Raw genomic sequence first — 23,591 nt, 5'->3', positions numbered from 1 at the left:
TTAGTGGCGCACCTGCGGTTGTTTCATGCCGGCGTTGAATCTAGCGCGCTTGTTGCCATGCCTGCTTTGGGGGTAAGGTAAACACATATCAATTGTCGGGCGGATTCTATGTGGCAGCCCAGCGAAAGCTACCCCGATCCACGAGTGCAAAGTCTGCATGGCAGCTTTGATAAGTATCGCCTGACCGGAGCGGCGGTCGAACTGCTGGCGTCGGGCACCCGTTGGGGCGAGGGCCCAGTGTGGTTTGGCGACGGGCGTTTTTTGCTGTGGAGCGACGTGCCCAACGACCGCATCATGAAGTGGGAAGAAAGCACGGGTTCGGTGTCGGTTTTTCGGCAGGGCGGCAATATGGCCAACGGCAATACCCGCGACCGCCAGGGACGCCTGATAACGTGCGAGCATTTAAGCCGCAGGGTAACCCGCACAGAATATGATGGCAGCTTGACAGTCCTGGCCGATGCATTCGATGGCAAGCCCTTGAATTCGCCGAACGACGTTATCGTAAAATCGGACGGATCAATCTGGTTTACGGATCCGCCGTTCGGCTTGCATGATTTCTATCAAGGACAGGTTGCACAGCAAGAGCTGCCGGCCAATCTATACCGTATCGATGCCGGCGACGGCAGCATTGCCGTTGCGGCGGGCGATATCGAATACCCCAACGGGCTATGCTTTTCGCCGGACGAAAGCAAGCTTTACGTGGTGGCTTCACGTGCCCGGCCCAATCGCGTCATCTATGTCTTCGATGTGTCGGGCGGCCGCGGCTTGATCAACAAGCAAGTGCTTATCGATTGCGGACCCGGGGCGCCCGACGGCATTCGGTGCGACGAGGACGGAAATTTGTGGTGCGGATGGGGCATGGGTGCGGAACAATTGGATGGCGTACGCATTTTCAATCGCGCCGGCGTTCCGGTGGGGCATATCCGCTTGCCCGAGCGCTGCGCCAACCTGTGCTTCGGCGGGCGCCATAAAAACCGCTTGTTCATGGCGGGTGGCCAGAATCTGTACAGCCTGTTCGTCAATACCAAAGGCGCAGCCTAGAGTTTTACCGATGCGGTCTTGCCCATGATTACATGCACGCGATGCGTAAAGCCATCGTCCACAAGAGGAATGCCGGCGAAGTCCGACAATTTCTTGCCGTCCAGTTCTACGCAGGCTACGCCCGCGGCGACGCCATGTGGGTTTTCGACTGTAATGACATAGCGTGTGTTCGCGCCATGCCGGTAAGTCAGCCGGTAGTTGCGCCAGTCCTGAGGAATGCAGGGAGCTATCTGCAATCTGCCACCTCGCTTCCGGAAGCCCAACATGGCTTCGATTCCAGCCCGGTATAGCCATCCGGCCGATCCGGTATACCAAGTCCAACCGCCGCGCCGGCGATGCGAGGGCGAGGCGTAGATGTCGGCCGAGACGACGTAGGGTTCAACCTTGTACACATGTACTCCCGCCCGGCTCGAAGCATGGTTGACGGGATTGAGCATCTTGAACATTTCCCCGGCCCGGTTGCCGTCTCCAAGGGCGGCATAGGCCATCATGCACCATACCGCCGCGTGGGTATACTGGCCGCCGTTTTCGCGGATGCCGGGCAAATAGCCTTTGATATAGCCAGGATCGCGGGTTGTATTGTCGAAAGGGGGAGTAAACAGCAAGACCTGGTTGTCGCCCTGGCGAACCAGATACTGCTCGACCGATTTCATGGCGCGGCTCTGGCGTGCTGGATCGGCGACTCCCGAAAGCACGCTCCAGCTTTGTGCTATGGAGTCGATTCTGCACTCTCTGTTGGACGCGCTGCCCAGGGCGCTGCCGTCGTCGAAGTAGGCCCTGCGGTACCAAGCTCCATCCCATGCCTTTTTTTCCAGCGCCTTTTGCATGGCGCCGGCATAGGCTGTCCAGGTATCGACATGCTTCTGGTCGGCCCGGGCTCGCGCCAGATCTGAAAATCTTGCGATGGTGTTGCATGTAAACCAGCCCAGCCAGACGCTTTCGCCCTTGCCCTCGTGGCCCACCCGGTTCATGCCATCGTTCCAATCGCCGCCGCCCATCAGCGGCAGGCCATTGCGTCCGCGGGTGAGGCTGCAGTCGATGGCTCGCGCGCAATGCTCGTATAACGAGCCCGTCGTGGCGGACACCGTCGGCGCATAGTAGGCGCTTTCTTCTCCGGCGGCGATGGCGGCGCCTTCCAGGAACGGGACTTCCTCATCCAGGACCGCCATGTCGCCGGTAACGGAAACATATTCGGACACGGCGTAGGGCAACCAAAGGCGATCGTCGGTGATATGCGTTCGCACGCCGCGGCCGGTGGGAGGATGCCACCAGTGCTGCACGTCGCCTTCAAGAAACTGGCGGGCGGCACTGCGCAGCAAATGGGCGCGCGTCAAATCCGGTCGGGCCAGATTCAGGGCCATGCTGTCTTGCAGTTGGTCTCGGAAGCCATACGCGCCGCTGGCTTGGTAAAAGCCGGCGCGCGCCCACATCCGGCATGCCAGCACTTGGTACAGCAGCCAGCCATTGAGGACAATGTCTGTTGCCAGGTCCGGCGTCTCGACCTGAAGCGTATTCAATATTTCGTCCCAGTGCGCCTTGGCTTCGGCAAGAACCTGGTCCGGGTCGGCCTTGCGGTAGCGCTGAATAAGCTGACCCGCATCAGGCCTGTTCTTTGCCTGGCCCATGAGGAAAGTCAGTTGCAGTTGCTGTCCCGGCGCCAGCTCAATGGCGGTCTGCAAGGCGCTGCATGGGTCCATTCCGGCGCCCGTGCGATTGCTCAGGGTTTGCCTGGGCCGGAGCGCCGCCGGGTGCCTTAGTGTCCCGTTGCGCCCGACAAACTCGGACCTGTCGCCGGTCCAGCGTTCTGTGCGCCCATTCCAACCGGCAAAAGCAATACATTCGCCAAAGTCTGGATTCCAGGGATTGCTGGCAAACATGGCTCCGGTATCGGCGTCGATCTCGGTTGCGATGAACGGCGCATTCGCCTGACGCGACTCTCCTAAGGCCCACTCTATGTAGGCCGTCGCCGTCAGCTTGCGGCTGCGCGACGAGGTGTTGGTCAAGGTCAGCGTGGATATCTTGATGGGATCACTCCAACTGACGAATTGCAGCAAGGTACTGGAAATGTCGTAGGCGTGATGTTCGAAGCGGCTGTAGCCATGGCCGTGATGGGTCACATAGCGGGTATGCTCCAGGCGAATGGGCAGGGCCGTGGGGGTCCATAGGGCTCCGCTGTCCTCATCGCGCAAATAGAACACTTCGCTGGACGGATCACTGACCGGATCGTTGGACCAGACGCTGAGTTGGTTGCTTTGGCTGTTCGACGCCCAGGTATAGCCGGAGCCTGATTCAGACACCAGGAAGCCGAAATCCGGATTGGCTATGACATTGACCCAAGGAGCCGGCGTTCGCTGGTCCCGACCAAGCACAATGACATACTCGCGCCCCTGCTTGGTAAATCCGCCCAGACCGTTGAAGAACTCCAGCGGCGGGGCAGGCGGCGTCGACTCGTCGACCGGTACAGGCAAAAGGGCATGCGGAATGACGGGGGCAGGCCGTACCTCAGTGCGCCGCATGCGTATTACTTGCTCCTCCAGGCTGCCTTGCTTGGCGCCGCTGAGCGTCACCCGGGCCACGCATTGAACCAGGTCGATTTCGGCCGGCTCCATCAAGTCGGCGCGCAGCACAAAAATATTGCCTGCTGCGGAACCCGACGGCGCAGCTATCTGGCTGCCCTGGACCATGTTTTCAATCGAGTTCTGTAGATCTTGTATATACGAAGATTTGCGTTCGTTCAGAATCACGAGGTCGGCGGCAAGGCCCTTGCTATGCCAGTATTCGTGCGCGCGCAGCAGCTGCCTGATGATGTCTCGGTCTTCCTGATCGTCGATGCGCAGCAGAATTATCGGCAGATTGCCGGAGATGCCAAAGCGCCATAACGAGGTGGCGTTAAGGGTGTTGTGCTTCAGGATCTCCGAGCCAGGGCGCATGGCCGGATCGGTGAACAGAATACGGCTGCCCAAGTATTGAAACAGATTGGCCTCTTCGGCGGCGATGCCAAGATGATGCAAGCCGACCTGGCTCTGAATCCAGGCCTGGGTCGAGATGCGATCGAAGCTGGATGGGTCATGGTATTTGTCAGCCAAGGCCAGCACATCTTCGCGCGTGGCTGCCGCCATCGTGGCGAACATGACCCTTTTGGTAGCTCCGGGCGGCAATTGTATGCGGGTACGCAAGCTGAAGATCGGATCAAGAACGGCGCCTTCCGTGTTGGACAAAGGGCGCCCGTCGAAAATGGCGACAGGATTGTGAACCGAACGGCCCCGGCCGTGGAAAAGAGCGCGGTCGGTCTCATATTCCAGTGTCTCGCCCTGCGTCGCGCCCGACACGACATGCGCGGCCCAGACCGGCGGGTCTTGCGTTGCGCGCGGGCGCCGCTTGGCGACAAGCCCGTGTATCTGGGGCAGGTATTCTGTTTGAATGAAGAGATTCGAGAAGGCAGGGTGGGCGCTGTCCGCCGCTTTGGGCGCCAGCACTATTTCAGCATAGGAAGTGATTTCGATTTCACGCGGCTGCGCGCCCGAATTCGTGATCGAGAGACGGCGGATTTCAGCATTGTCTTCAGGCGAGACGATGATTTCGACCATGCTGGACAAGGTATCGTCCTTGCGGCTGATACGCGCGCGGTCTTCCGAGAAGACGACTTCATAGCGGTCGGGTTCGATGCCGATCGGCTGCAAGGTCGCCGACCAGACATCACCGCTTCCTGTGTCCCGCAGATAAAGATAACTGCCCTGGTCGTCGGCCACGAAGTCTTCCCGCCAGCGCGTAATGGCCAAGCCGTTCCAACTGCTGTAGCCGGACCCTGCGGTAGTGACCATCAACGAGTAGCTGCCGTTGGACAACAGCAAGGTGGACGGAACCGCCTGTTTTGCCGAATGGAACCGGCGGGAAATCGGCTGGGCGCTTTTCCTCGCCTGTGCCACATCAATGATATCGGGACCCGAGCGGGTAATTCCCGCTTCACGCGGCTGCGGCTCTTGCAGCAGCAGGTCGGCGGCGCGGATGATGGGATGCCGGTGGAAACGATGACGCATATTGCCTGCGAACAGCGCGTTGCCCAGCGCTACCAGCGACATGCCCTGATGGTGAGCCATATAGACGCGCACCGGCGCGGACCGCTTGCCCTCGGGAAGGCGTTGGAGTGTGTAGTCGATGGCGTCATAAAAGCCGAACGTGCCCCGTCCGCCGGCCATTTCGATGTGCTTGAGATTCTCAGCGGACGCGGGAGTGTCGTACATGGCCGCCAGCAAGGTTGCATAAGGTGCCACCACCATGTTTTGCGTCAGGCCTCGCTTCAGCCCCAAACCGGGCACTCCGAAGCCGGAATACTGGTAGGTCAGGGCGCGATCGCGGATGTTGTACGCGGATTCGGATATGCCCCAAGGAAGGCGGCGTTCGCGGCCGTATTCGATCTGGCGTTCGACGGCCAGGCGGCATGAGTGCCCCAGCATGCTGTGGCGCGGCGTAAACATGATGAGCGAGGGCATCAGGTATTCGAACATGGACCCCGACCACGACATCAGTACCGCGCCGCCGTCAATGGCGGTCAAGGGGCGGCCCAGGCGGAACCAATGTATCGAAGGGATATCGCCCTTGGCGATCGCGATGAAGCTGGCGACGCGCGCTTCGGATGCCAGCAAGTCGTAATAGCTATTGTCCAGGCTGTCTTCCTGTACGCGATAGCCGATAGAGAAAAGCTGCCGGGTTCGGTCATACAGAAAGCCGAATTGCATCTCCTGGAACAAGGCCATGGCGGTCTGTGCCAGCGCGTCGAACCTGTTGTTCAATTGACGCCGGGCATCGGTGGGTGCCTCGACATTGACGTCGTCCATGCCTTCGTCGTCGTGCTGATCCAGCAGCGGCAAGTCCCTCAGGTGACTGGCAACGTCGTCATGAACCGCCTTGGCCCACGCATACACCTCGCTGTGGCCGATATCGCCGCGTTCGTGGGCGAAGGTGTGAGCCAGGTCAAGCAAAACCGTAGCCCGATTGTCCAGCTCGGACCAGCGCTCGGCCCATTCCCGCGCGTTGGCTGGCGTGTCGAGCAGGCAGGATTCGAAATCGTCCAGGCCTTTGTTCAGCTGGCTTAGATTCACCGTCGATGTGCGCCGATCGTCCTTGGCGGACATGATGGCGTCGCTGAGCAGTTGTACAGAATCGGCGATGCCGGCCAGGTCCATGGCGTCGAACAGCGGACTGGATGCCATTTCGCGGCAGCCGCTCTCGAGCGCCAGCAGATGTCCCGCCAAATTACCGCTGTCCACGGTGGAAATGTATTGCGGCTTGAGCGTGTCGAGGGTTTGGGTGTCGTACCAATTGAAAAAATGTCCTCGATACCGTTGCAGCTTCTGCATGGTCTCCAGGGTGGCTTCCAGCCGCTGCGCCATGTCGTCCGAACCGATCCAGCCGAAGTCGCGCGCCGCCTGAATGGACAGAAGATAAAGCCCCAGGTTGGTGGGGGAGGTCCGATGGGCGACGACGGGGTCGGGGTCTTCCTGGAAATTGTCAGGAGGAAGGAAATTATCCTCGGCACTGACGAAAGTAGTAAAGAATCGCCAGATGCGCCGCGCTTCGAGCCGCAATGCGACTGTGTCGGCCGCACTGGTCTCTTCAAGCAGCACCTTTTCAGGCGGCAAGCTGATAAGCCGGGCAAAAATCGACGCCAGGCACCATAAAATAAGAAATGGCGCGGCAGGGTATAGGTTATGAGGACTGACCCAGGCCACTATCAGGAACAACACACAAGCCAGAATAAGACTGCCGCGCAGGGACCAGGTAAAGCTCTTTAGCGACACACCCGCGTGCCGCTTGGCCTGCGCGGCGGTCACCCATTCAAGCAATAGGCGATGGCTGACAAGCAGGCGGAACAAGGTACGGCCGATGGCGTCCAGCGCCAGCCAGCATTGATGCCCGAGCAGGGTCAGCATGACGGCGGTCTGGCCGGCGCCATACAGCAGGTCGTTGCCGACGGCGCGCGCGTGGCTTGCCAGGGAAACGTCGCGGTGCGCGGGCAGCAGGCCGCGCAAGATGGACAATATGGCCGGCGCCGCCAGCGCCAGCAGCACATACGCGGTCCAGACGGCTACTGGGGCGTTCGGCACCGTCCAGGCTGCAAGCAAGGTAAGGACCATGGCCGGAGACGATACCGAGCGGCGTAGATTGTCCAGCATCTTCCAACGGTCGATGGCGGGAATCGGCTGTTTGGTCAGGCCCAGTATCCATGGCAGCAGTTGCCAGTCTCCGCGCATCCAGCGGTGCGTGCGCGATGCGGCCACCTGGTAATTGGATGGGAAGTCTTCAAACAGTTCAACGTCGGTAATCAGACCGCAACGGGCAAAAGTACCTTCGAAAAGATCGTGGCTGAGAATGGTGTTTTCAGGAATGCGTCCCGCCAGGGAAGCCTCGAATGCGTCCACGTCATAGATGCCTTTGCCTGTGTAGCTGCCCGCCCCGAATACGTCCTGATAAATATTGGAGACTGCGCCGGCATACGGGTCTATGCCGCTGGGGCCGGAGAATATCCGCTGGAATACGGATGTGTCGCGGCTATTGGGCAGCAGAGGCGTGATGCGGGGTTGCAAAATGCCATAGCCTTCAATGACCTGCTGCGTGTCCGGATGCAGACGGGGCCGATTCTGCGGGTGGGCGGCCGTTCCCACCAGTTGCCTGACAGCGCCCAGAGGCAAGCGTGTGTCACTGTCCAGGGTAATGACAAAACGGATGCCGGCGGGAGCATGGGGTTGGCGGCCGTCCAGGGTGATGAACGAGGTGTTGCTTGCTCCTCGCAGTAATCGATTGAACTCATGCAGCTTGCCCCGCTTGCGTTCCCATGCAAGCCATTTTTGCTGCGCCTCGTTCCACAGCCGCTTTCTGTGGAAAAGAAAGAAGCGGGGCTCGCCGTTCGAGGCGGGACCATATTGGGCATTCAACGCCGCAATCTGTTCGATGGCCGTCTTCAGCAGCGGTACATCTTCTTCACGCGTTTCGGTGTCGGCGTCGACCCAATCTGTCAGCAGGGCAAAGTGAACATGGTCTTCCGGGTTGGCAAGATAATGTACTTGCAGTTGTTCTATCTGAGCCGACACAGTGTTCTTGTTGGCAAGCATGGTGGGTACCACGACAAAAGTTTTCATGTCGGGCGGAATTCCATGCTTGAGCTCAAGCCTTAGCAGATGTCGCGGCGGCACCATGCTTTCGATTGCCTTGTTGGCCAGCAGCACGGCCAAGTCCGAGGCAATAAACGCGCCCGCCACGGCCAGCAGAAACAATCCCGCGATGGGCGCGCCTGCCTTGTGGCTATACCATAGCGGCACGAACAGGAACAGCGCCGTCAGCAACAGTATGGTTCCGATATATGCGGTGGCGGGATACGAGGTGTAGGCGCGCAGGCAAAGTTGGCCGAAGCTGGCGCGATAAGCTATTTCACGTTCGAATTCACGGCGACCCTGCGTGATAAGGTAGTACCCCGGATCGCATCTTCGCGGATCGTCTGGAAATTCGGCTTGGGACTTGGCCGCCTTGGCCAGCGCGGCGTGCGCCACTTCCATTTCGCTAAGCGGCGACCTGCCGGCCAGCACCTCTATCGCGTGCCGGTATCGATCGCGGGTGGTGAAGTCCATGTCGGCGTAACCGGGATGGCGGCGCAAGAGCTCTTCGACCACACTGACTTCTTCGAAAAACACTTGCCAGTCGAACGCCCACATTTCACGCAAACTGGTAATGATGTTGCGTACCGTCATGTTGTCGGCCGCTTGCGTGGCGTGCTCCATTTGGACCAAAGTCTCGGACGATAGGCCCTGGCGGTTCAGCTCTTGATTCAGCCAATGCAATGAGATGTCCTGATAGCGCAGCCGCTGGATAAGCTGTACAGCGAACGAGGACGCAATCGGCTTGCTGGTCAGTTCGCGCAGGATGGAGTCGACTTTTTGCGGATCGAGTTTGTCCACCCGAAGCAGATCGTCGGCGAAGCGGTCGGCCCGCTGCCGTACCTCTTGCCGTTCGGCGACATTCACGCTTACCCGCCGCAGGTTCTCTATCATCAAGCAGCGCAGCGTAACAGGAATGGCCCACAGCTCGGCGATGCTCAGAGGCTGGACTTTTTGATAAGCCTCAAGGTAGCGACGCAGCAAGCCCGGATCAAAACGGCTGTCGGTATGTGCAATGAAAGCCCAGATGACGCCGTAGACGTGCGGCTTGCCTGCCAGGGGGCCTTGAGCCAGTCGCGGCAGGCTGCGATATGAACGCGACTGAAGTCCCAGCTGGACATCTTTGAATTGCCCTTCAATAACACGGTAATTATCCAGCAGCCATTCGGCCGCCGGCGTGATGGATCTGTGTTGCAGCGTGTCGCCGGTGGCGGTGTTATAGCACTTGAGCAATTTTTTTTCGTTTTCGGCGCTGCGCCTCGCAAGCATATTGCCGCTTTCCCGGCCAGCATCGACGACCTGGTTGGCTGCCAGGCTGGCAGCATGTTCTTGCAGCCGTTCAACGCTGAACAGTTCAGAGCGTATTGGCTGCTGATCGGGGTGTGTGTCCGTCGCGTATTGTGCAGACTCAAGGAATTGGCTCAGGCGTGCTTTCAGTCTCATTCGCGTCCTCGCTGCACTGTCTTGTCGCGGAAGCCTTGCTGGTGTGCATAGAGCGTTGCCACGGTTCTATTCCTCGAGTGCGGCATCGACCATTGCTTGCGCCTGGATCAGTATGGAGCTTAAATGCTGCTCGTCGCGAAAACTTTCGGCGTAAATCTTGTAGATGTCCTCCGTGCCGGAAGGTCTGGCGGCAAACCATCCTTGCGCAGTGATCGTTTTCAGACCGCCGATGGGCTCATTGTTTCCGGGCGCCCGGGTCAGTACGGCCAGAATCGGGTCGCCGGCCAAGGTAGATGCCGTCATTTGCCGCGCCGACAGGCTGGCCAGCTTCTTTCTCTTTTGTGCCGTGGCGGGCGCCTGGATCCGCTTGGCGAATGAAGTGCCCAGCCTTTCCGACAGTGCGTCATAGGCCTGTGCGGGGTCCCGCCCCGTTCGCGCGGTCATTTCCGCCGAAAGCAGGGCGGCCGCTATGCCGTCCTTGTCGGTAGTCCAGACTTTGCCATTACGGCGCAAGAAACTCGCTCCCGCGCTTTCTTCACCGCAAACGCCCAGAGTTGCGTCGCGCAGGCCTGCCGCAAACCACTTGAAGCCCACGGGAACCTCGTACACATTGCGCTTCAGGTCGCCCGCTACGCGGTCTATCATCTGAGTGCTTGCGATGGTCCTGCCTATGGCGGCGCCCTGATTCCAGTCGGGCCGAAATCGAAGCAGATAATCGACCGCCGCCGAGAAGTAGTGATTTGCCGGGATCAGCGCCGAACCTGGTGTGACGATACCGTACCTGTCATGATCGGTGTCGCACGCGAACGCCAGCGTGTAGTCGTCTTTCTTGGCTATAAGGCTTTGCATGGCATATACCGAAGACGGATCCATGCGGATACGGCCATCCCAGTCGACGGGCATGAAGCTGAAGGTGGCGTCGATCTTGGAATTGAGCACGCTCAGGTCCAGTTGATAGTGGCCGGCGATCATGGGCCAATAGTGCACGCCGGCCCCGCCCATCGGGTCGACTCCCATGCGTATGCCGCTGGCACGTATCGCCTGCATATCGATTACCGACTCCAGCTCCAGCACATAAGCCGCCATGAAGTCGTAGGCGTGCGTAGTCTGCGCATGCAGGGCGCGCTCAAAGGGGATGCGCTTGACGTCGTTCGCCGAGCCATTCAACAGTATTTCGTTGGCTTTGTGTTCTATCCAGGTAGTGACATCGGTGTCGGCAGGGCCGCCGTTGGGCGGGTTGTATTTGAATCCGCCGTCTTCTGGCGGATTGTGCGAAGGGGTAATGACGATTCCGTCCGCCAAGCCGCTGCTGCGTTTATCGTTGTAAGTCAGTATGGCCAACGACACCGCCGGGGTAGGGGTGTATTCGCCGTCCAGTGCCGCCATCACATGCACGCCGTTGCCCGCAAGCACCTCAAGCGCCGAACGGAAGGCCGGCACCGACAGCGCATGGGTGTCGATGCCCATGAATAGGGGGCCGTCTATGCCTTGATGCCGGCGATAGTGGCAAATGGCCTGGGTAATGGCCAAGACATGCAGTTCGTTGAAGGTCAGGTTGAAAGCCGAGCCGCGATGCCCTGAGGTTCCAAATGAAATGCGCTGCAATGGATCGGCAATATCGGGAACATCGTAGTAGGCCGAAATCAGTTTATCGACGTCGATCAAAGCATCGGGCGGCGGCGGCAACCCGGCCAACGGACTGATCTTCATCATGGCATCGGTTCCAGCATTCATTATCAAGCTCCTTTGTCCAATTGCGAATTCAGGCGTTGGTGTTCGATCTGCTCCTTGGCTGTTTGCACAATATGTTGGGGTTCGAATCCAAAATGCCGTTCGACGGACTTGCCTGGCGCCGACACGCCGAAACTCTGCATGCCAAGAATGCTGCCCTCGATGCCGGTATAGCGTTCCCAGCCGAACGCGGAGGCTTGCTCGACAGCGACGCGGGCCCTGATTCGGGGTGGCAACACGCTGTCGCGGTAAGATCTGGATTGGGTTTCGAACAGTTCCCAACAAGGCATGCTTACTACACGTGCCTTGACGCCTTGCGCGGCCAAAAGCTCGTAGGCCTCGATGCATAAAGCAAGTTCCGTGCCCGAAGTCAACAGTATGACCTCGGGCTCGCCGCGATCGGCATCGGCCACGATATAGGCTCCTTGCGCCAGGCCTTCGGCACCGCCATATTTTGAACGGTCCAGGGTGGGTGTGGCCTGGCGGCTCAGTACCAGGCAAAATGGCGCATCATTCAGTTGCATGATTACTTTCCAAGCCTGAACGACCTCGTTGGCGTCGCCGGGACGCATCACCAGCATGCCGGGCATTGCCCTGAAAGACGCCAGTTGTTCTATGGGCTGGTGGGTTGGCCCGTCCTCGCCCAGGCCAATTGAGTCGTGTGTCCAAATGCCTATGACTGGCAGCCTCATCATGGCGCCCAGCCGCAGCGCCGCACGGCCGTAGTCGGTGAAGATCAGAAAGCTGGAAACATAAGGACGCAAGCCGGACAGGCTCATGCCGTTGCCGACGGCGCACATGGCGTGTTCACGAAGGCCGAAGTGCAGATTGCGTCCGCGGTAAGTGCCGCCTTGAGCGCCGCCGGGGTGCTGGAAACCGTTCGGCCGGGAGCTTTCCAAGTCCGTCTTGGTCGATGGCGACAGATCGGCCGCACCGCCCATCAGCCACGGAATACGGGCCGCTATGGCGTTCAGGACTTTGCCTGATGAATCGCGCGTGGACAGGCCTTTGGCATCCGCGGGGAAGACCGCAAGGCCCGTCTGCCAATCCTGAGGCACCTTGCGTTGCAGGATATGTTCTATCTGGCCCGCCAGATCCGGGTACCTGGCCTTATAGTCGGTGAACATCTGCATCCAACCAGCATGTGCCTGTTTGCCGCGCTGGCCAAACTGCGCCGCAAAGTGCTCCTTGACGCCGTCCGGAATGTTGAATGCGGCATCGGGGTCGCAGCCCAGGAACTGCTTGGTCAAGCGGACTTCGTCCGCGCCCAGCGGTTCGCCGTGGGCTTCCCGCGTATCTTGTCTATTCGGAGAGCCATATCCAATATGGCTTTGCACAATAATAAGCGTGGGCCGGTCCTGGGTGTCCAGAAAAGCCTGGTAGGCCTCTGTAAGTTTGCCGAGGTCGTTGGCGTCTCGCAGTTCTTTTACGTTCCAGCCGTAGGCGGCAAAGCGCAGCGCCACGTCCTCAGTGAAAGCAAGGGCCGTCGAACCTTCAATAGTGATGTGGTTGCTGTCGTACACCCAGCATAAATTGGAAAGCTTCAGGTGGCCGGCCAAGGACGCCGCTTCGCTTGCGATGCCTTCCATCATGTCGCCGTCGCTGCATAGGGCATAAATGTTGTGGTCGAACAAATCATAGGATGGACGGTTATAGGTCTCAGCCAACCATCGCTGCGCTATCGCCATGCCTACGCTGGTGGCCGCTCCTTGACCAAGAGGTCCCGTAGTGGTTTCGACCCCCGCGGTCCAGCCATATTCCGGGTGGCCGGTACAACGGCTGCCCATCTGCCGAAAATTCAGCAGATCCTCCATTTCCACGGCGCGGCGCTCTTTATTGATTGAAGTGGGGGCACCGGCTTTTATCTGGCATAAATACAGCAAGCTGTAGAGCAGGGGGCAGGCATGGCCCGCCGAAAGGACAAAGCGGTCGCGGTTGGGCCAGTCAGGATCGAAAGGGTCGTAGCGCAGAAAGCGCTGCCATAGGCAATAGGCCGTGGGAGCTGCCCCCAGCGGTGTACCGGGATGACCTGAATGCGCTCTCTGCACCATGTCGATCGAAAGAGTGCGCAAAGTATCGATACATTTCCAGTCCGATTCGTCAGTGTTCATTACCATGATCTTGTCCGAGGTCTTCTTCAACGGGTTCGGAGCGCGGCGAAAGCCGCCTGTATATTTCGATCAGCGCTCGTGTCGAACCATCGAATTCACGCGGCGGTTCGTCCCTGCCTTCCAGGTGGGGAATAATCTGTCCAGCCAGCTTTTTGCCCAACTCAACGCCCCATTGGTCGAACGAGTCGACGCCCCAGATTATTCCTTGGGTAAAGACGCTGTGTTCATACAGGGCAACCAGGCTTCCCAATGTGCTTGGCGTCAGTTTGCGGGCCAGCAGGGTATTGGACGGTTGGTTGCCTTCCAATACCCTGTGCGGTACCAGCGCTGGGGCCGTGCCTTGCGCTCGCACATCGTCCGCGTTTTCGCCGAATGCCAGCGCTCTGCTTTGCGCGAACAAGTTGGCGATCAGGATAGAGTGTTGTCGAACGGAGCTTACCGTCTGGCAAAAGCCGATAAAGTCGCAAGGGATGAGCTTGGTGCCTTGATGAATAAGCTGGTAGAACGAGTGTTGCCCGTTGGTACCGGGCTCGCCCCAGTAAATCGGCCCCGTCTGGTAGTCGACCGACGCTCCGTCCAGCGTTACGTGCTTGCCGTTGCTTTCCATCGTCAGTTGCTGCAAGTAGGCGGGAAAGCGCTTGAGGTATTGCTCGTAGGGCAGGACCGCGACGGTCTGCGCATTGAAGAAGTTGTTGTACCAGATCGTCAGCAAGCCCATCAGGACAGGTAGATTGCGCTCGAAAGGTGTGGTCCTGAAGTGCTTGTCCATGGCGTGAAAGCCTGACAGCATAGAGCGGAAGTTTTCGGGCCCGATGGAAAGCATGGTCGACAGGCCGACAGCGGAATCCATCGAATAGCGCCCTCCATCCCACTCTGGCATGCCGAATACATTCGACCCTTCGATTCCGAACTCGATAGCTCCTTTGACGTTGGCCGACACGGCAACAAAGTGCCGGGCGGTGACGCCGGAGTCGCCGGTGCCGGCCATGATCCATTGGCGTGCGGCATTGGCGTTGGTCAGGGTTTCAAGGGTTTTGAAAGTTTTAGAGCATACGATGAACAGGGTTTCATCGGCGGCAAGGCCGCGTGTCGCTTCGGCAAAGTCGGTACCGTCCACGTTCGAGACAAAACGAAAGACGAGGTCGCGTTGGCTGAAGTTGCGCAGAGCCTCGAAGGCCATGACCGGCCCCAGGTCCGAGCCGCCTATTCCTATATTGATGATGTTGCGAACAGGCTTTCCGGTATGGCCAAGCCATTCTTTGCGACGAACCGCATTGGCAAAGCGGGACATTCTTTCCAATTCGGCATGTACTTGCCGCACAATGTCGACGCCATCAAGCAAAATGCTCTCTTCCAGCGGGGCACGCAGCGCTATGTGAAGCGCCGCCCGCTGTTCGGTCACGTTGATTTTCCGGCCCTTGAACATGGCTTCGATATGTTCGTCCAGCCGGCAGTCCCGGGCCAGCTGCAGCAGCAGGCGGACGGTTTCGTCGTTGATGCGGTTCTTGGAATAGTCCAGATAAAGGCCGCAGGCCTGGGCGCGGAATTGTTCAGCGCGTTTTGGATTTTCAGCGAAAAGCTGGCGCAGATGCCAATGCCTGGCCGCACGATAGTGTTCGTGCAAAGCCTTCCAGGCCGGTTGCCGGGTCAGTGAAGGCTGGACTGCGGGAATTGTATAAGCCATGATTGCCGATCCATTTCCGTGCGGCACTCAATTGCTTTTTTCCGCGATGAGTGCCAGCAGGTCGCGCCAGGACTGTTTGAACGACTGCGCGCCTTCTTCTTGAAGTTGTTCGCCCATCACCGCAACGTCCAGCCCAGTGTCCTGTATGGCCGCCAGGATCCGGTCCGCACTGGCGCCGTCCGAAGGCATGGGACGCGGCGCGGCATCGTGTTGCTCTACCGCCAACAGCGTCTTTTCCGGCATGGTGTTGATGGTGTTGGCCGCGGCCAGTGCGTCGACATAATAGGTGGGCGGCAGGGCCGGATCTTTCGGGCCGGTACTGGCCCACAGAACACGTTGGGGCAGCGCGCCGGCTTCCGACAAGGTTTGCCAGGCGGTTGTTTCCAGCTTGGACAGGTGGGACTGGTAGATTTTCTCGCTCACAGCGATCCCCAGCTTGTTCTTCAACGCCGGGGGCAGCACTTGTGCCGAGGCTTTGTCCCATCGGCTGACGAATATCGATGCCACGCAGTGCACTCTGGGATCCAGGCCGGCGTCCATGCGGCGGGCAATGCCCTGGCAGTAGGCGTCGAAAGCCACCGTATATTGCTCCGGTGAGAACAGCAGAGTGACATTGACGTCTATGCCCCTGAAGATGGATTCCTCGATGGCCTGGGCGCCGGCTGTTGTCCCGGGAATTTTTATAAGCAGATTCTTGCAGCCGGCCAACTCGTGTAGTTGAGCCACTTGTGAAATAGTGGCCTTGGCGTCGTTGATCAGTAAAGGAGAGACTTCCAGCGAAGCCCAGCCGTCCTTGCCGCCGGTGGCATCGTGGACAGGCCGGAATATATGGGCTGCGCGCCTCAGGTCTTCCAGGGCAAGCTCAAAGAAAATATCTTCGAAACCTTTGCCTTCTTTGCTCTTTTGCGCAATAGTGCCGTCGTAAGCATTGCTGTCGCGCATGGCTTGATAAAAAATGGTGGGATTGGAAGTCAGGCCGGTTAGCGAAAGCTCCCGGCAATAGCGCTCGAGTGTGCCGCTGTCCAGCAACTGGCGGGTGATGTTGTCGAGCCAAAGGCTTTGGCCCAGCATGTGCAATTTTTTAGTCGTCATCAGTCTGCTCCTTCCTTGTCCTTATGCGGCGATGCCCGCGACGCAGGGGGCCGCGGGGTTGTGCCAGCCTCCGTCCTGGGCAGGTAGCGCCTGCGCCTGCGCGGGCCCCCAACTATGAGGCGGGTAATCCAGCACGGAAACCGCGTCTCCCAGCACCGGCTCCACAACGCGCCACGCCGCCTCGATGCAGTCATAGCGCGCGAACAGCGATCCATCGCCTTGAATCGCGTCGCCCAGCAGACGCTCGTAGGGTGCCATTTCGTCGCCTGAGTGGCGGCGGGCAACCAGCTCTACAGGATGGCCTGTCATGGTTTCGCCTGCCTCCTTGACCTGGGCGCATACCGAAATAAGCACGTCGGGACTTATCCTGAATTTGAAATAGTTGGAGTGGCCGGTCCGTTCAGACCTGAACATGGGGCTTGGCGGCGGCTTAAGCTGGATCAGGACTTCGGTACTGGTTACGGGAAGCTTTTTGCCGGCTCGAATGTAAAACGGCACGCCCGCCCAACGCTTGTTGTCGATGTGCAGGCGCAGCGCTGCAAAGGTCTCGACGCTGGAGTCGGAGGCCACGCCATAGATGCCGCGATAGCCCTGGAACTGCCCGCGTACAATTTCATCGGGCGCGATGGGCTGCATGGCCTTGAACAGTTCCAGCTTGGCGTCCTGCAAGGACAGGGGACTATTGTCGCGGGGCGGTTCTATCGTAAGCAAGGATATGACTTGCAGTAGGTGGTTCTGGATTACATCGCGGATGGCGCCGACGCTTTCGTAGAAATTTCCACGTTCGTCCACGCCGAAGGCTTCGGCCATGGTGAGTTGAACGCTGGCAACGTATTCGCGATTCCATATCGGTTGCAAAAACGCGTTGGCGAAGCGGAAGTACAAAAGATTTTGCACTGGTTCCTTGCCCAAGTAATGATCAATATGAAAAACGTTTTCCTCAGGAAAGGTTGCGCTTAATAGCCGGTGTAATTCGCGGGCCGACGCAAGGTCGCGCCCGAACGGCTTTTCTACGATGACTCGCGCATTCGCGGCACATCCGGACCGATTCAGGCCTTCGATCACCACCTGGAACATTTCGGGCGGAATCGCAAGGTAAAGCAAAGGCCGCTTTGCACCGGCCAGCGCGGTGAACAAGCGCTTGTAGGTAGAGCCGACTTGATAGTCTCCCGCAATATACTGAAGCCGACCTGCCAATTCATTGAAAGCCTTGCTGTCCGGCGTGCCTCTTTTTTCGATGCTTTCCCGGGCGCGTTCTATGAACCGCTCCAGGTTCCAGTTGGATCTGCCCAGCCCTATGACGGGCATGTCGAGCCGGCCGCTGCGTGTCAGCGCCTGCAGTGCGGGAAATATCTGCTTGTAGGCCAGATCGCCAGTGGCGCCGAATAAAACAAATGCATCTGAGCGTAAAGCGGGCATTGTCGTTTCCTTGCGTTTACTTGCGGCCGGGCGGTTCCAGGTGGCCGCCGAACTGGTGCCGCATGGCTGACAAAACCTTGTTCGCGAAATCCGCCTCGCCACGCGAACTGAAGCGGGCGTATAGCGCTGCGCTGAGTACAGGAGCCGGCACGGCCTCATCAAGGGCGGCCATGGCCGCCCAGCGCCCTTCGCCCGAATCCGATACATGGCCGTCGTACTGCGCGAGCCTGGGGTCCGCCTGCAGCGCGTTGGCGGTAAGGTCCAGCAGCCACGAGCCAATTACGCTGCCGCGCCGCCAAAGCTCGGCGATTTCGGGCAGATCGAAAACATACTGATAGTCCTCGGGGTTGCGCAGGGGCGTGGTTTCCGCGCTGGAGGTTTCTGGCCTGCTGCCGATATCGGCATGCTTGAGGATGTTCAGGCCTTCGGCATATGCGGCCATCATGCCGTACTCAATGCCGTTATGCACCATTTTTACAAAGTGCCCCGCGCCGTGCGGACCGCAATGCAAATAGCCCAGCTCGGCGCTGCGGCCTTTGCCCTCTCTCCCGGCCGTCGTGGGCACCGTACCTTCGCCCGGCGCCAGGGCCGAGAATATCGGGTCCAGGTGCGCAACAATGTCTTGTTCGCCGCCTATCATCAGGCAGTAGCCGCGTTCAAGCCCGAATATGCCGCCGCTGGTGCCGACATCGACGTAATGAATGTCCTGCGGCTCAAGATCGGCCGCACGCCGGATATCGTCCCGGTAGTAGGAATTGCCGCCGTCGATGACGATATCGCCGGCGCCGAGCAGCGGCATCAGCGCCGCAATCACTGTATCCACAACCGCGGCGGGCAGCATAAGCCATACGGCGCGGGGCTGTTCCAGCCTTTCCACAAAAGCTTCAAGGGTGGAGGGTGCCACGGCGCCCAAGGCACGCATCTGCTCCATGGCTGTGGCGCTGGCGTCATGAACGACGCAGTCCACACCGTGTTTTATCAGGCGTTGCACCATATTGTTGCCCATGCGTCCTAGCCCTATCATGCCCAGTTGCATTGCAAGTTCCTTGATGATTGCTGCGGCAGCAGAACAAAAGAGCTGCCGGCGCCGGCTCGTGGATATGGCGTGAATTGACTAAGCCGGGATGGCAGCGGGGTGCGCCGGCCGGCTACGGCAATGAGGAGTTACGTGCCGGCCTGTGCGGCTGTGGCTGCGTCGTGCGTTGCGGCTTGGTCTTGCCAACTTGTAAACGAGACAGGATTTATTATGCGCGTCCAAGTCTGAAATTACTATGAACGAGAAGAAGTGTTACGGGATCGGCCCGTTGCTTGCTGATGAGCCTACTACTATCGCGCGCAATAATGTAACGATACAGGTTTCAGAAAATTACCAGCCTTGACTCGCGCGACGGGACTTCCAGATAATGAATTCACGCAGTTCAGGAAACAGATGCCAAGTAATCTTTTCGGTCTATATAAGGAGAATGTCATGCTTTACTATGCCGTCGTATTTTTTGTGATAGCGCTTATCGCCGCCTTGTTCGGTTTTACTGGAATCGCCGCCGGCGCCGCCGGGATCGCCAAGATATTGTTTATCGTCTTCCTGGTTATTTTCGTCATTACGTTATTGATGGGAATTCTGAAGCGATAACCCGGGTTGCGGTTTTATTCCCTTCATGACACGGCAAGTCGATGCCGTCTTTACACCTGTCAAGGAGAGTTGCATGGATAGCAATGTCAAACCCCAGCAAGGGCGCAGAGCTTTCGAAATGGACGTCAAGGCAATACGCGCCAACGCTCGCAATAATTTGGACAAGGGCGCCATCACCGAAACGTATACCGCCGATCGAGATACAGTCCTTAAATTATTGAACGACGCACTGGCCACGGAGCTGGTCTGTGTCATGCGGTATAAGCGCCATCACTATATGGCCACCGGAATTCATGCCGAGCCGGTTGCCGCAGAGTTTGCATTGCACGCCGACCAAGAAATGCAGCATGCCGACAGCATCGCCGGTCGCATTGTCGAGCTTGGCGGCGAGCCGGATTTTTCACCGGATACGCTTACGGCGCGCAGCCATGCCGAATATGTCCCGGGCACCGACCTGCACGATATGATCAAGGAAGACTTGGTGGCCGAGCGTATTGCCATAGACAGCTATCGCAAAATGATCAAATATATCGGCGACGGCGATGCCACTACGCGCCGTATGCTCGAAGAAATTCTGGCGGTAGAAGAAGAGCACGCCAACGATATGGCGGATCTGCTTCAACGCGGCTGAAGCCATCGGGCTTGCCACCCGGCTGAAAATCAGCTGGGCGGCAAGCTGGATTCGCGGGGATGTATACTGCCGCCCATGAAAAAGCTCTCTGCAAATCATGCAATTGAAACAGTCTCGGTTCGAATAACCGGCCATGTGCAAGGGGTCGGCTTTCGTGCCGCGGCGGTGCGCCAGGCCCACGCGATGAAAATAACCGGTTGGGTGCGCAACAATACCGACAGCTCGGTCGAGGCCGTCTTGCAAGGCCCGCACGAGCAGGTAGACCGCATGCTGTCCTGGCTTTTGACCGGGCCGCCGGGCGCACGCGTCGCCGCCGTTGAAAGCCAGGAAATGCATACCGAACGGTATTTCGACCGCTTCGAGCAGATTTAGACTATTTGCGCGTCCTCAAGCTGGCCAGCTCTTGCTCCAGCATATCCACGCGGCGCAACAAATTCAGCGCCAGCGCCAGGCCGTCGGCATTCAAGTCGAAGTCCTCGCGCAAGCGGCGCGCTTTGCGAGCCACCACTATACAATCGACTCGAAAAAAATAGTTATGCGGGTCGTCGTTGGTGGGCTCCAGTATGCCGGCCTCGACCAGGTCCAGGATATCGTGTTCGGCAAGCCCGGATACCTCGACAATATGGGCCAGCGAGCAGATGTCCGAGCTGTTCAGCCAGATGCTTTCGCTAATGTGAACGGTGGTCATGGCTTGTTTGCTCCTGCATGAATTTGGGCGCGCGGATCGAAGCTGGATTCAGCGGCAAGCTGGCTATAGAGCTCGCGTTCGCGCGCCGTCGATGTTTTAGGCACGGCGATGCGTATCACGGCATAGAGGTCGCCGTGAGATTCCGCCCCATAGGGCAGGCCGCGCTTGGCCAGGCGCAACTTGCGGCCGGCGGTGGTCCCGGCAGGGATGGACATCTCGACAGCGCCTCCGAGAGTGGGCAACTGTATGCTGGCGCCCAGTACGGCCTCCCAGGGAGCCAGCGCCACGTCCATATAAAGATCGTGTCCGTCGACCTTGTACACGGGGTGCGGCTGCACCTGCATGATCAGATACAGATCGCCCGGCTTGCCGCCATTCATGCCCGTACCGCCTTTGCCCGGCAAGCGCAGGCGCTGGCCCTCGGACGATCCCTTGGGTATTTGCACTCGATACGTCCTGGGCACTCGGTGCAAAAGCCCTTGTTGGTCGTATTCGGGCACGGCGATATTGATTTCGGTTTCTGCGCCGGTGTAGATTTGTTCCAAGGTGATGGGCAGCACCGTTTCAAAGTCCTGGCCGTGCATGGGCCGCTGCGCATAATGTTGCGGCCCGGCGCCGCGCTGGGCCGCGGCAAAGGCGGCCAGCAGGTCGGCCAGGTCCACGTCGTCGAAGTCGGCCGCCGATTCGTGGAATTGCTCTTGCCATTGATGCGGTGGAACAAAATCTTCGCCGGAAGCGTGGGCGCCCAGATTGTCGTAAGCTGCGCGCTTTTCGGGATCTTTCAAGGTGGCGTAGGCCTCGGCCACCTGTTTGAATTTTTCTTCCGCACCCGCGTCCTTGGAGACGTCGGGATGATATTTATGGGCCAACTGGCGATATGCCTTTTTTATGTCGGCCGCCGTGGCGTCGCGCTCGATGCCAAGTACCTTGTAGTAGTCAACGTATTTCATTGAGCCTCGCAAGTAAAGTTGGCGTTGCCGGACGGCTGGCAATACCGTAAGCCGCCGCGGCAAGGACTCGCGCCGCGCAAGAGCAAACCATGGAAAATTATGACCGCTGCGGCGCCGTAAGACAAGCCCTGGGCCGGCGTCCGTTGCAGCACCAGGGCCCATGGTTCAAGTGCAGACTACGCGCTCTCATCCTCGGTCTCTTGCAGCATGCTTTGGATATCGGCCGCCAGGAGGTCGTTCATGCGATCGCTGGTTTCCTTGCTGGCAATGATGAAGCGTTCCTCGTCCTTCCATACCGGGGCCAGGGCCCGAAATACGTTTTCATCGTGCCGGCGAAAAAGACGGGCGGCGCGTTCGGCCTGAAAGTCCTTGAAACCCAGAAACTTCAACGCCTCCGCTCCCAGAGTCAGGCTGGCCTCAAAGGTTTCGCGCTCGACAATATGGGCGCCTTTTTCCAGCAGCCGGTATGTGTGGCGCCTGTCGTAGGCACGCGCCAGTATCTTCAGATTGGGAAAGTGCCGCGCGGCAATTTCGACCAGGGTTTCGGCCTGGTCCCGGTCGTCGATAGCCACGATCAACAGTTTTGCATCGGCGGCGCCCGAGGCCTTCAGAAGGTCCAGCCTTGTCGCGTCGCCATAGTAAACCCGGCGCCCGAAACGACGCACCAGTTCGACCTGTTCGGCGCTGGCGTCCAGGGTTGATGTCTTGAAACCATTGACAATCAGCCGCCGCGCCGCAATCTGGCCAAAACGCCCGAAGCCGGCCACGATGACATCGGGCCGATCGTCGAACGCGTCGTTTTCAGGTTCCGGGCCGGAAGACAGGCTCCGCGTACACCAGCGCTGGTAGCCCATCAGGGCCAGTGGAGTAAGCGCCATGGAAATGGCCACTGCGGCTGTGGCCAATACCGAAATCCGGGTTTCAATTATGCCGTTGGCCTGGGCGATGCCCAACATGACAAAGGCGAACTCGCTTCCCTGGGCCAGCGCCACCGCGGTCAGGGACGCTGCCCGGCTGTCGACGCGGAATACTCGGGCGATAGCGAAGATCACCAATGCCTTGATAGCCATCAGGCCGATGACCAGAGCAGCCACCAAGGCAAGGTGCTGCACGATAAACCCAACATTGATGCCTGCACCTACCGAGATGAAGAACAGGCCCAGCAGCAGGCCGCGAAACGGCTCGATATCGCTTTCCAGCTCGCGCCTGTATTCGCTGTCGGCCAGCATGACGCCCGCAAGAAAGGCGCCAAGGGCGGCGGAAAGGCCCACGGTCTCCATCAGCAAGGTTACCGCTATGACCAGCAGCAAGGCCGTGGCGGTAAAGATTTCGCGCGAGCGCGTATCAGCGATGAAACGAAAAATAGGCCGGGTGAGGTACCGGCCGGCGATGATGATCAATGCAACGGCGGCCATCACGGCCAGCGCATGCATCCAGGCTGGAAATTGCGCCAGCATATCGCCTGGGCCCGCCGCCTGGCCTGCACCCAGAACCAACAGCGGCAATGCGGCGAACATGGGAATGGTGGAAATGTCCTGAAATAGCAGTATGCCAAAAGTGGCCGTGCCGGCGCTTGTATGCTGCAGGCCTTTTTCAGCAAAGGTTTGCAGTACAACCGCCGTGGAGGACAAGGACAGGATGAAGCCCAGAGCCAGCGCTGCACGCCAGTCCAATCCCAAGGCCAGGATGGCGGCGGCCAATACCAGGGCGGTAAGCACGACCTGGGCTCCGCCAAGTCCGAACAGCACGCCGCGCATGGCCCACAAAACAGAAGGGCGAACCTCCAGGCCGATGAGGAACAGCATGATGACAACGCCGAACTCGGCAAAATGCATGACGCCGCTGTAATTGCCGACCAATTGCAGGGTGAATGGGCCGATCAGGATGCCTGCAATCAAATAGCCTAGTACCGACCCCAGGCCAAGTCGGCGGGCAATGGGCACGGCAATGACGCCGGCGGTCAGGTAAACGACCGCCAACGGCAACAGGCTTGCGTCTTCCATGGTTATGTCTTTGTGAAGAC

General features: G+C 59.0%; 14 protein-coding genes. 4 read left to right on the top strand and 10 right to left on the bottom strand.

Translation table 11 applies throughout. The features are described 5' to 3' along the window. The first annotated feature begins 108 nt into the window (after positions 1 to 108). Positions 109 to 1,041 carry an SMP-30/gluconolactonase/LRE family protein gene (locus tag DFR37_RS00275; RefSeq protein WP_113931254.1) on the top strand — a complete coding sequence of 311 codons (933 nt, stop codon included), beginning with the start codon at positions 109 to 111 and terminating at the stop codon, positions 1,039 to 1,041. On the opposite strand, the gene DFR37_RS00270 is transcribed toward DFR37_RS00275, so the two are convergent. The 7 genes from DFR37_RS00270 to gnd form a co-directional block, all read right to left on the bottom strand. Further along, positions 1,038 to 9,632, bottom strand: a complete 8,595-nt coding sequence (locus DFR37_RS00270; RefSeq protein ID WP_113931253.1) for a glycoside hydrolase family 94 protein — start codon at positions 9,630 to 9,632, stop codon at positions 1,038 to 1,040. The two genes, DFR37_RS00275 and DFR37_RS00270, sit on opposite strands and share 4 nt — an antisense overlap. 66 nt (positions 9,633 to 9,698) lie before the next feature. Continuing rightward, the gene (gene pgm / locus DFR37_RS00265) at positions 9,699 to 11,366 is read right to left on the bottom strand and encodes a phosphoglucomutase (alpha-D-glucose-1,6-bisphosphate-dependent) (protein ID WP_242341688.1); all 1,668 of its coding nucleotides are present in this window, start codon (positions 11,364 to 11,366) and stop codon (positions 9,699 to 9,701) included. A 2-nt stretch (positions 11,367 to 11,368) separates the two neighbouring features. After that, a complete protein-coding gene (tkt, locus tag DFR37_RS00260) occupies positions 11,369 to 13,480 on the bottom strand; it encodes a transketolase (protein ID WP_379881305.1) in 2,112 nt (703 codons plus the stop codon). After that, positions 13,464 to 15,158, bottom strand: a complete 1,695-nt coding sequence (gene pgi, locus DFR37_RS00255; protein WP_113931251.1) for a glucose-6-phosphate isomerase — start codon at positions 15,156 to 15,158, stop codon at positions 13,464 to 13,466. Before pgi ends, tkt begins: the two co-directional genes overlap by 17 nt. A 27-nt stretch (positions 15,159 to 15,185) precedes the next feature. Beyond that, positions 15,186 to 16,250, bottom strand: coding sequence for a transaldolase (locus tag DFR37_RS00250; protein ID WP_242341689.1), 1,065 nt, complete (start codon positions 16,248 to 16,250; stop codon positions 15,186 to 15,188). A 21-nt stretch (positions 16,251 to 16,271) separates the two neighbouring features. Then, the gene (gene zwf, locus DFR37_RS00245) at positions 16,272 to 17,669 is read right to left on the bottom strand and encodes a glucose-6-phosphate dehydrogenase (RefSeq protein ID WP_113931249.1); all 1,398 of its coding nucleotides are present in this window, start codon (positions 17,667 to 17,669) and stop codon (positions 16,272 to 16,274) included. A 16-nt stretch (positions 17,670 to 17,685) separates the two neighbouring features. Then, positions 17,686 to 18,705, bottom strand: a complete 1,020-nt coding sequence (gnd, locus tag DFR37_RS00240; RefSeq protein ID WP_113931248.1) for a phosphogluconate dehydrogenase (NAD(+)-dependent, decarboxylating) — start codon at positions 18,703 to 18,705, stop codon at positions 17,686 to 17,688. A 432-nt stretch (positions 18,706 to 19,137) separates the two neighbouring features. Between gnd and DFR37_RS00235 the strand changes: the two genes are divergently transcribed. From DFR37_RS00235 to DFR37_RS00225, 3 genes are all read left to right on the top strand, one after another. After that, positions 19,138 to 19,299: a DUF1328 domain-containing protein gene (locus tag DFR37_RS00235; protein ID WP_113931247.1), complete on the top strand. Its 162-nt coding sequence runs from the start codon at positions 19,138 to 19,140 to the stop codon at positions 19,297 to 19,299. Between the two features lie 73 nt (positions 19,300 to 19,372). After that, complete coding sequence (locus DFR37_RS00230; RefSeq protein WP_113931246.1) at positions 19,373 to 19,930, top strand: ferritin-like domain-containing protein; 558 nt, start codon at positions 19,373 to 19,375, stop codon at positions 19,928 to 19,930. A 75-nt stretch (positions 19,931 to 20,005) separates the two neighbouring features. Further along, positions 20,006 to 20,302, top strand: coding sequence for an acylphosphatase (locus DFR37_RS00225; RefSeq protein WP_113931245.1), 297 nt, complete (start codon positions 20,006 to 20,008; stop codon positions 20,300 to 20,302). A gap of 1 nt (position 20,303) precedes the next feature. Here DFR37_RS00225 and DFR37_RS00220 read toward each other — a convergent pair whose 3' ends face one another. The 3 genes from DFR37_RS00220 to DFR37_RS00210 form a co-directional block, all read right to left on the bottom strand. Beyond that, complete coding sequence (locus tag DFR37_RS00220; RefSeq protein ID WP_113931244.1) at positions 20,304 to 20,618, bottom strand: chaperone modulator CbpM; 315 nt, start codon at positions 20,616 to 20,618, stop codon at positions 20,304 to 20,306. Then, on the bottom strand, positions 20,615 to 21,568 hold the full coding sequence (locus tag DFR37_RS00215) for a DnaJ C-terminal domain-containing protein (protein WP_113931243.1): 954 nt from the start codon (positions 21,566 to 21,568) through the stop codon (positions 20,615 to 20,617). Before DFR37_RS00215 ends, DFR37_RS00220 begins: the two co-directional genes overlap by 4 nt. Before the next feature lie 176 nt (positions 21,569 to 21,744). Beyond that, entirely contained in the window at positions 21,745 to 23,571 is a 1,827-nt protein-coding gene (locus DFR37_RS00210; protein WP_113931242.1) for a monovalent cation:proton antiporter-2 (CPA2) family protein, read from the bottom strand. Between the last annotated feature and the right edge of the window lie 20 nt (positions 23,572 to 23,591).

The sequence above is a fragment of the Eoetvoesiella caeni genome (assembly GCF_003315175.1).
Classification (GTDB): domain Bacteria; phylum Pseudomonadota; class Gammaproteobacteria; order Burkholderiales; family Burkholderiaceae_B; genus Eoetvoesia; species Eoetvoesia caeni.
Note: the sequence above shows the minus strand (reverse complement) of the source record. Positions and strands in the feature narration are given on the sequence as shown.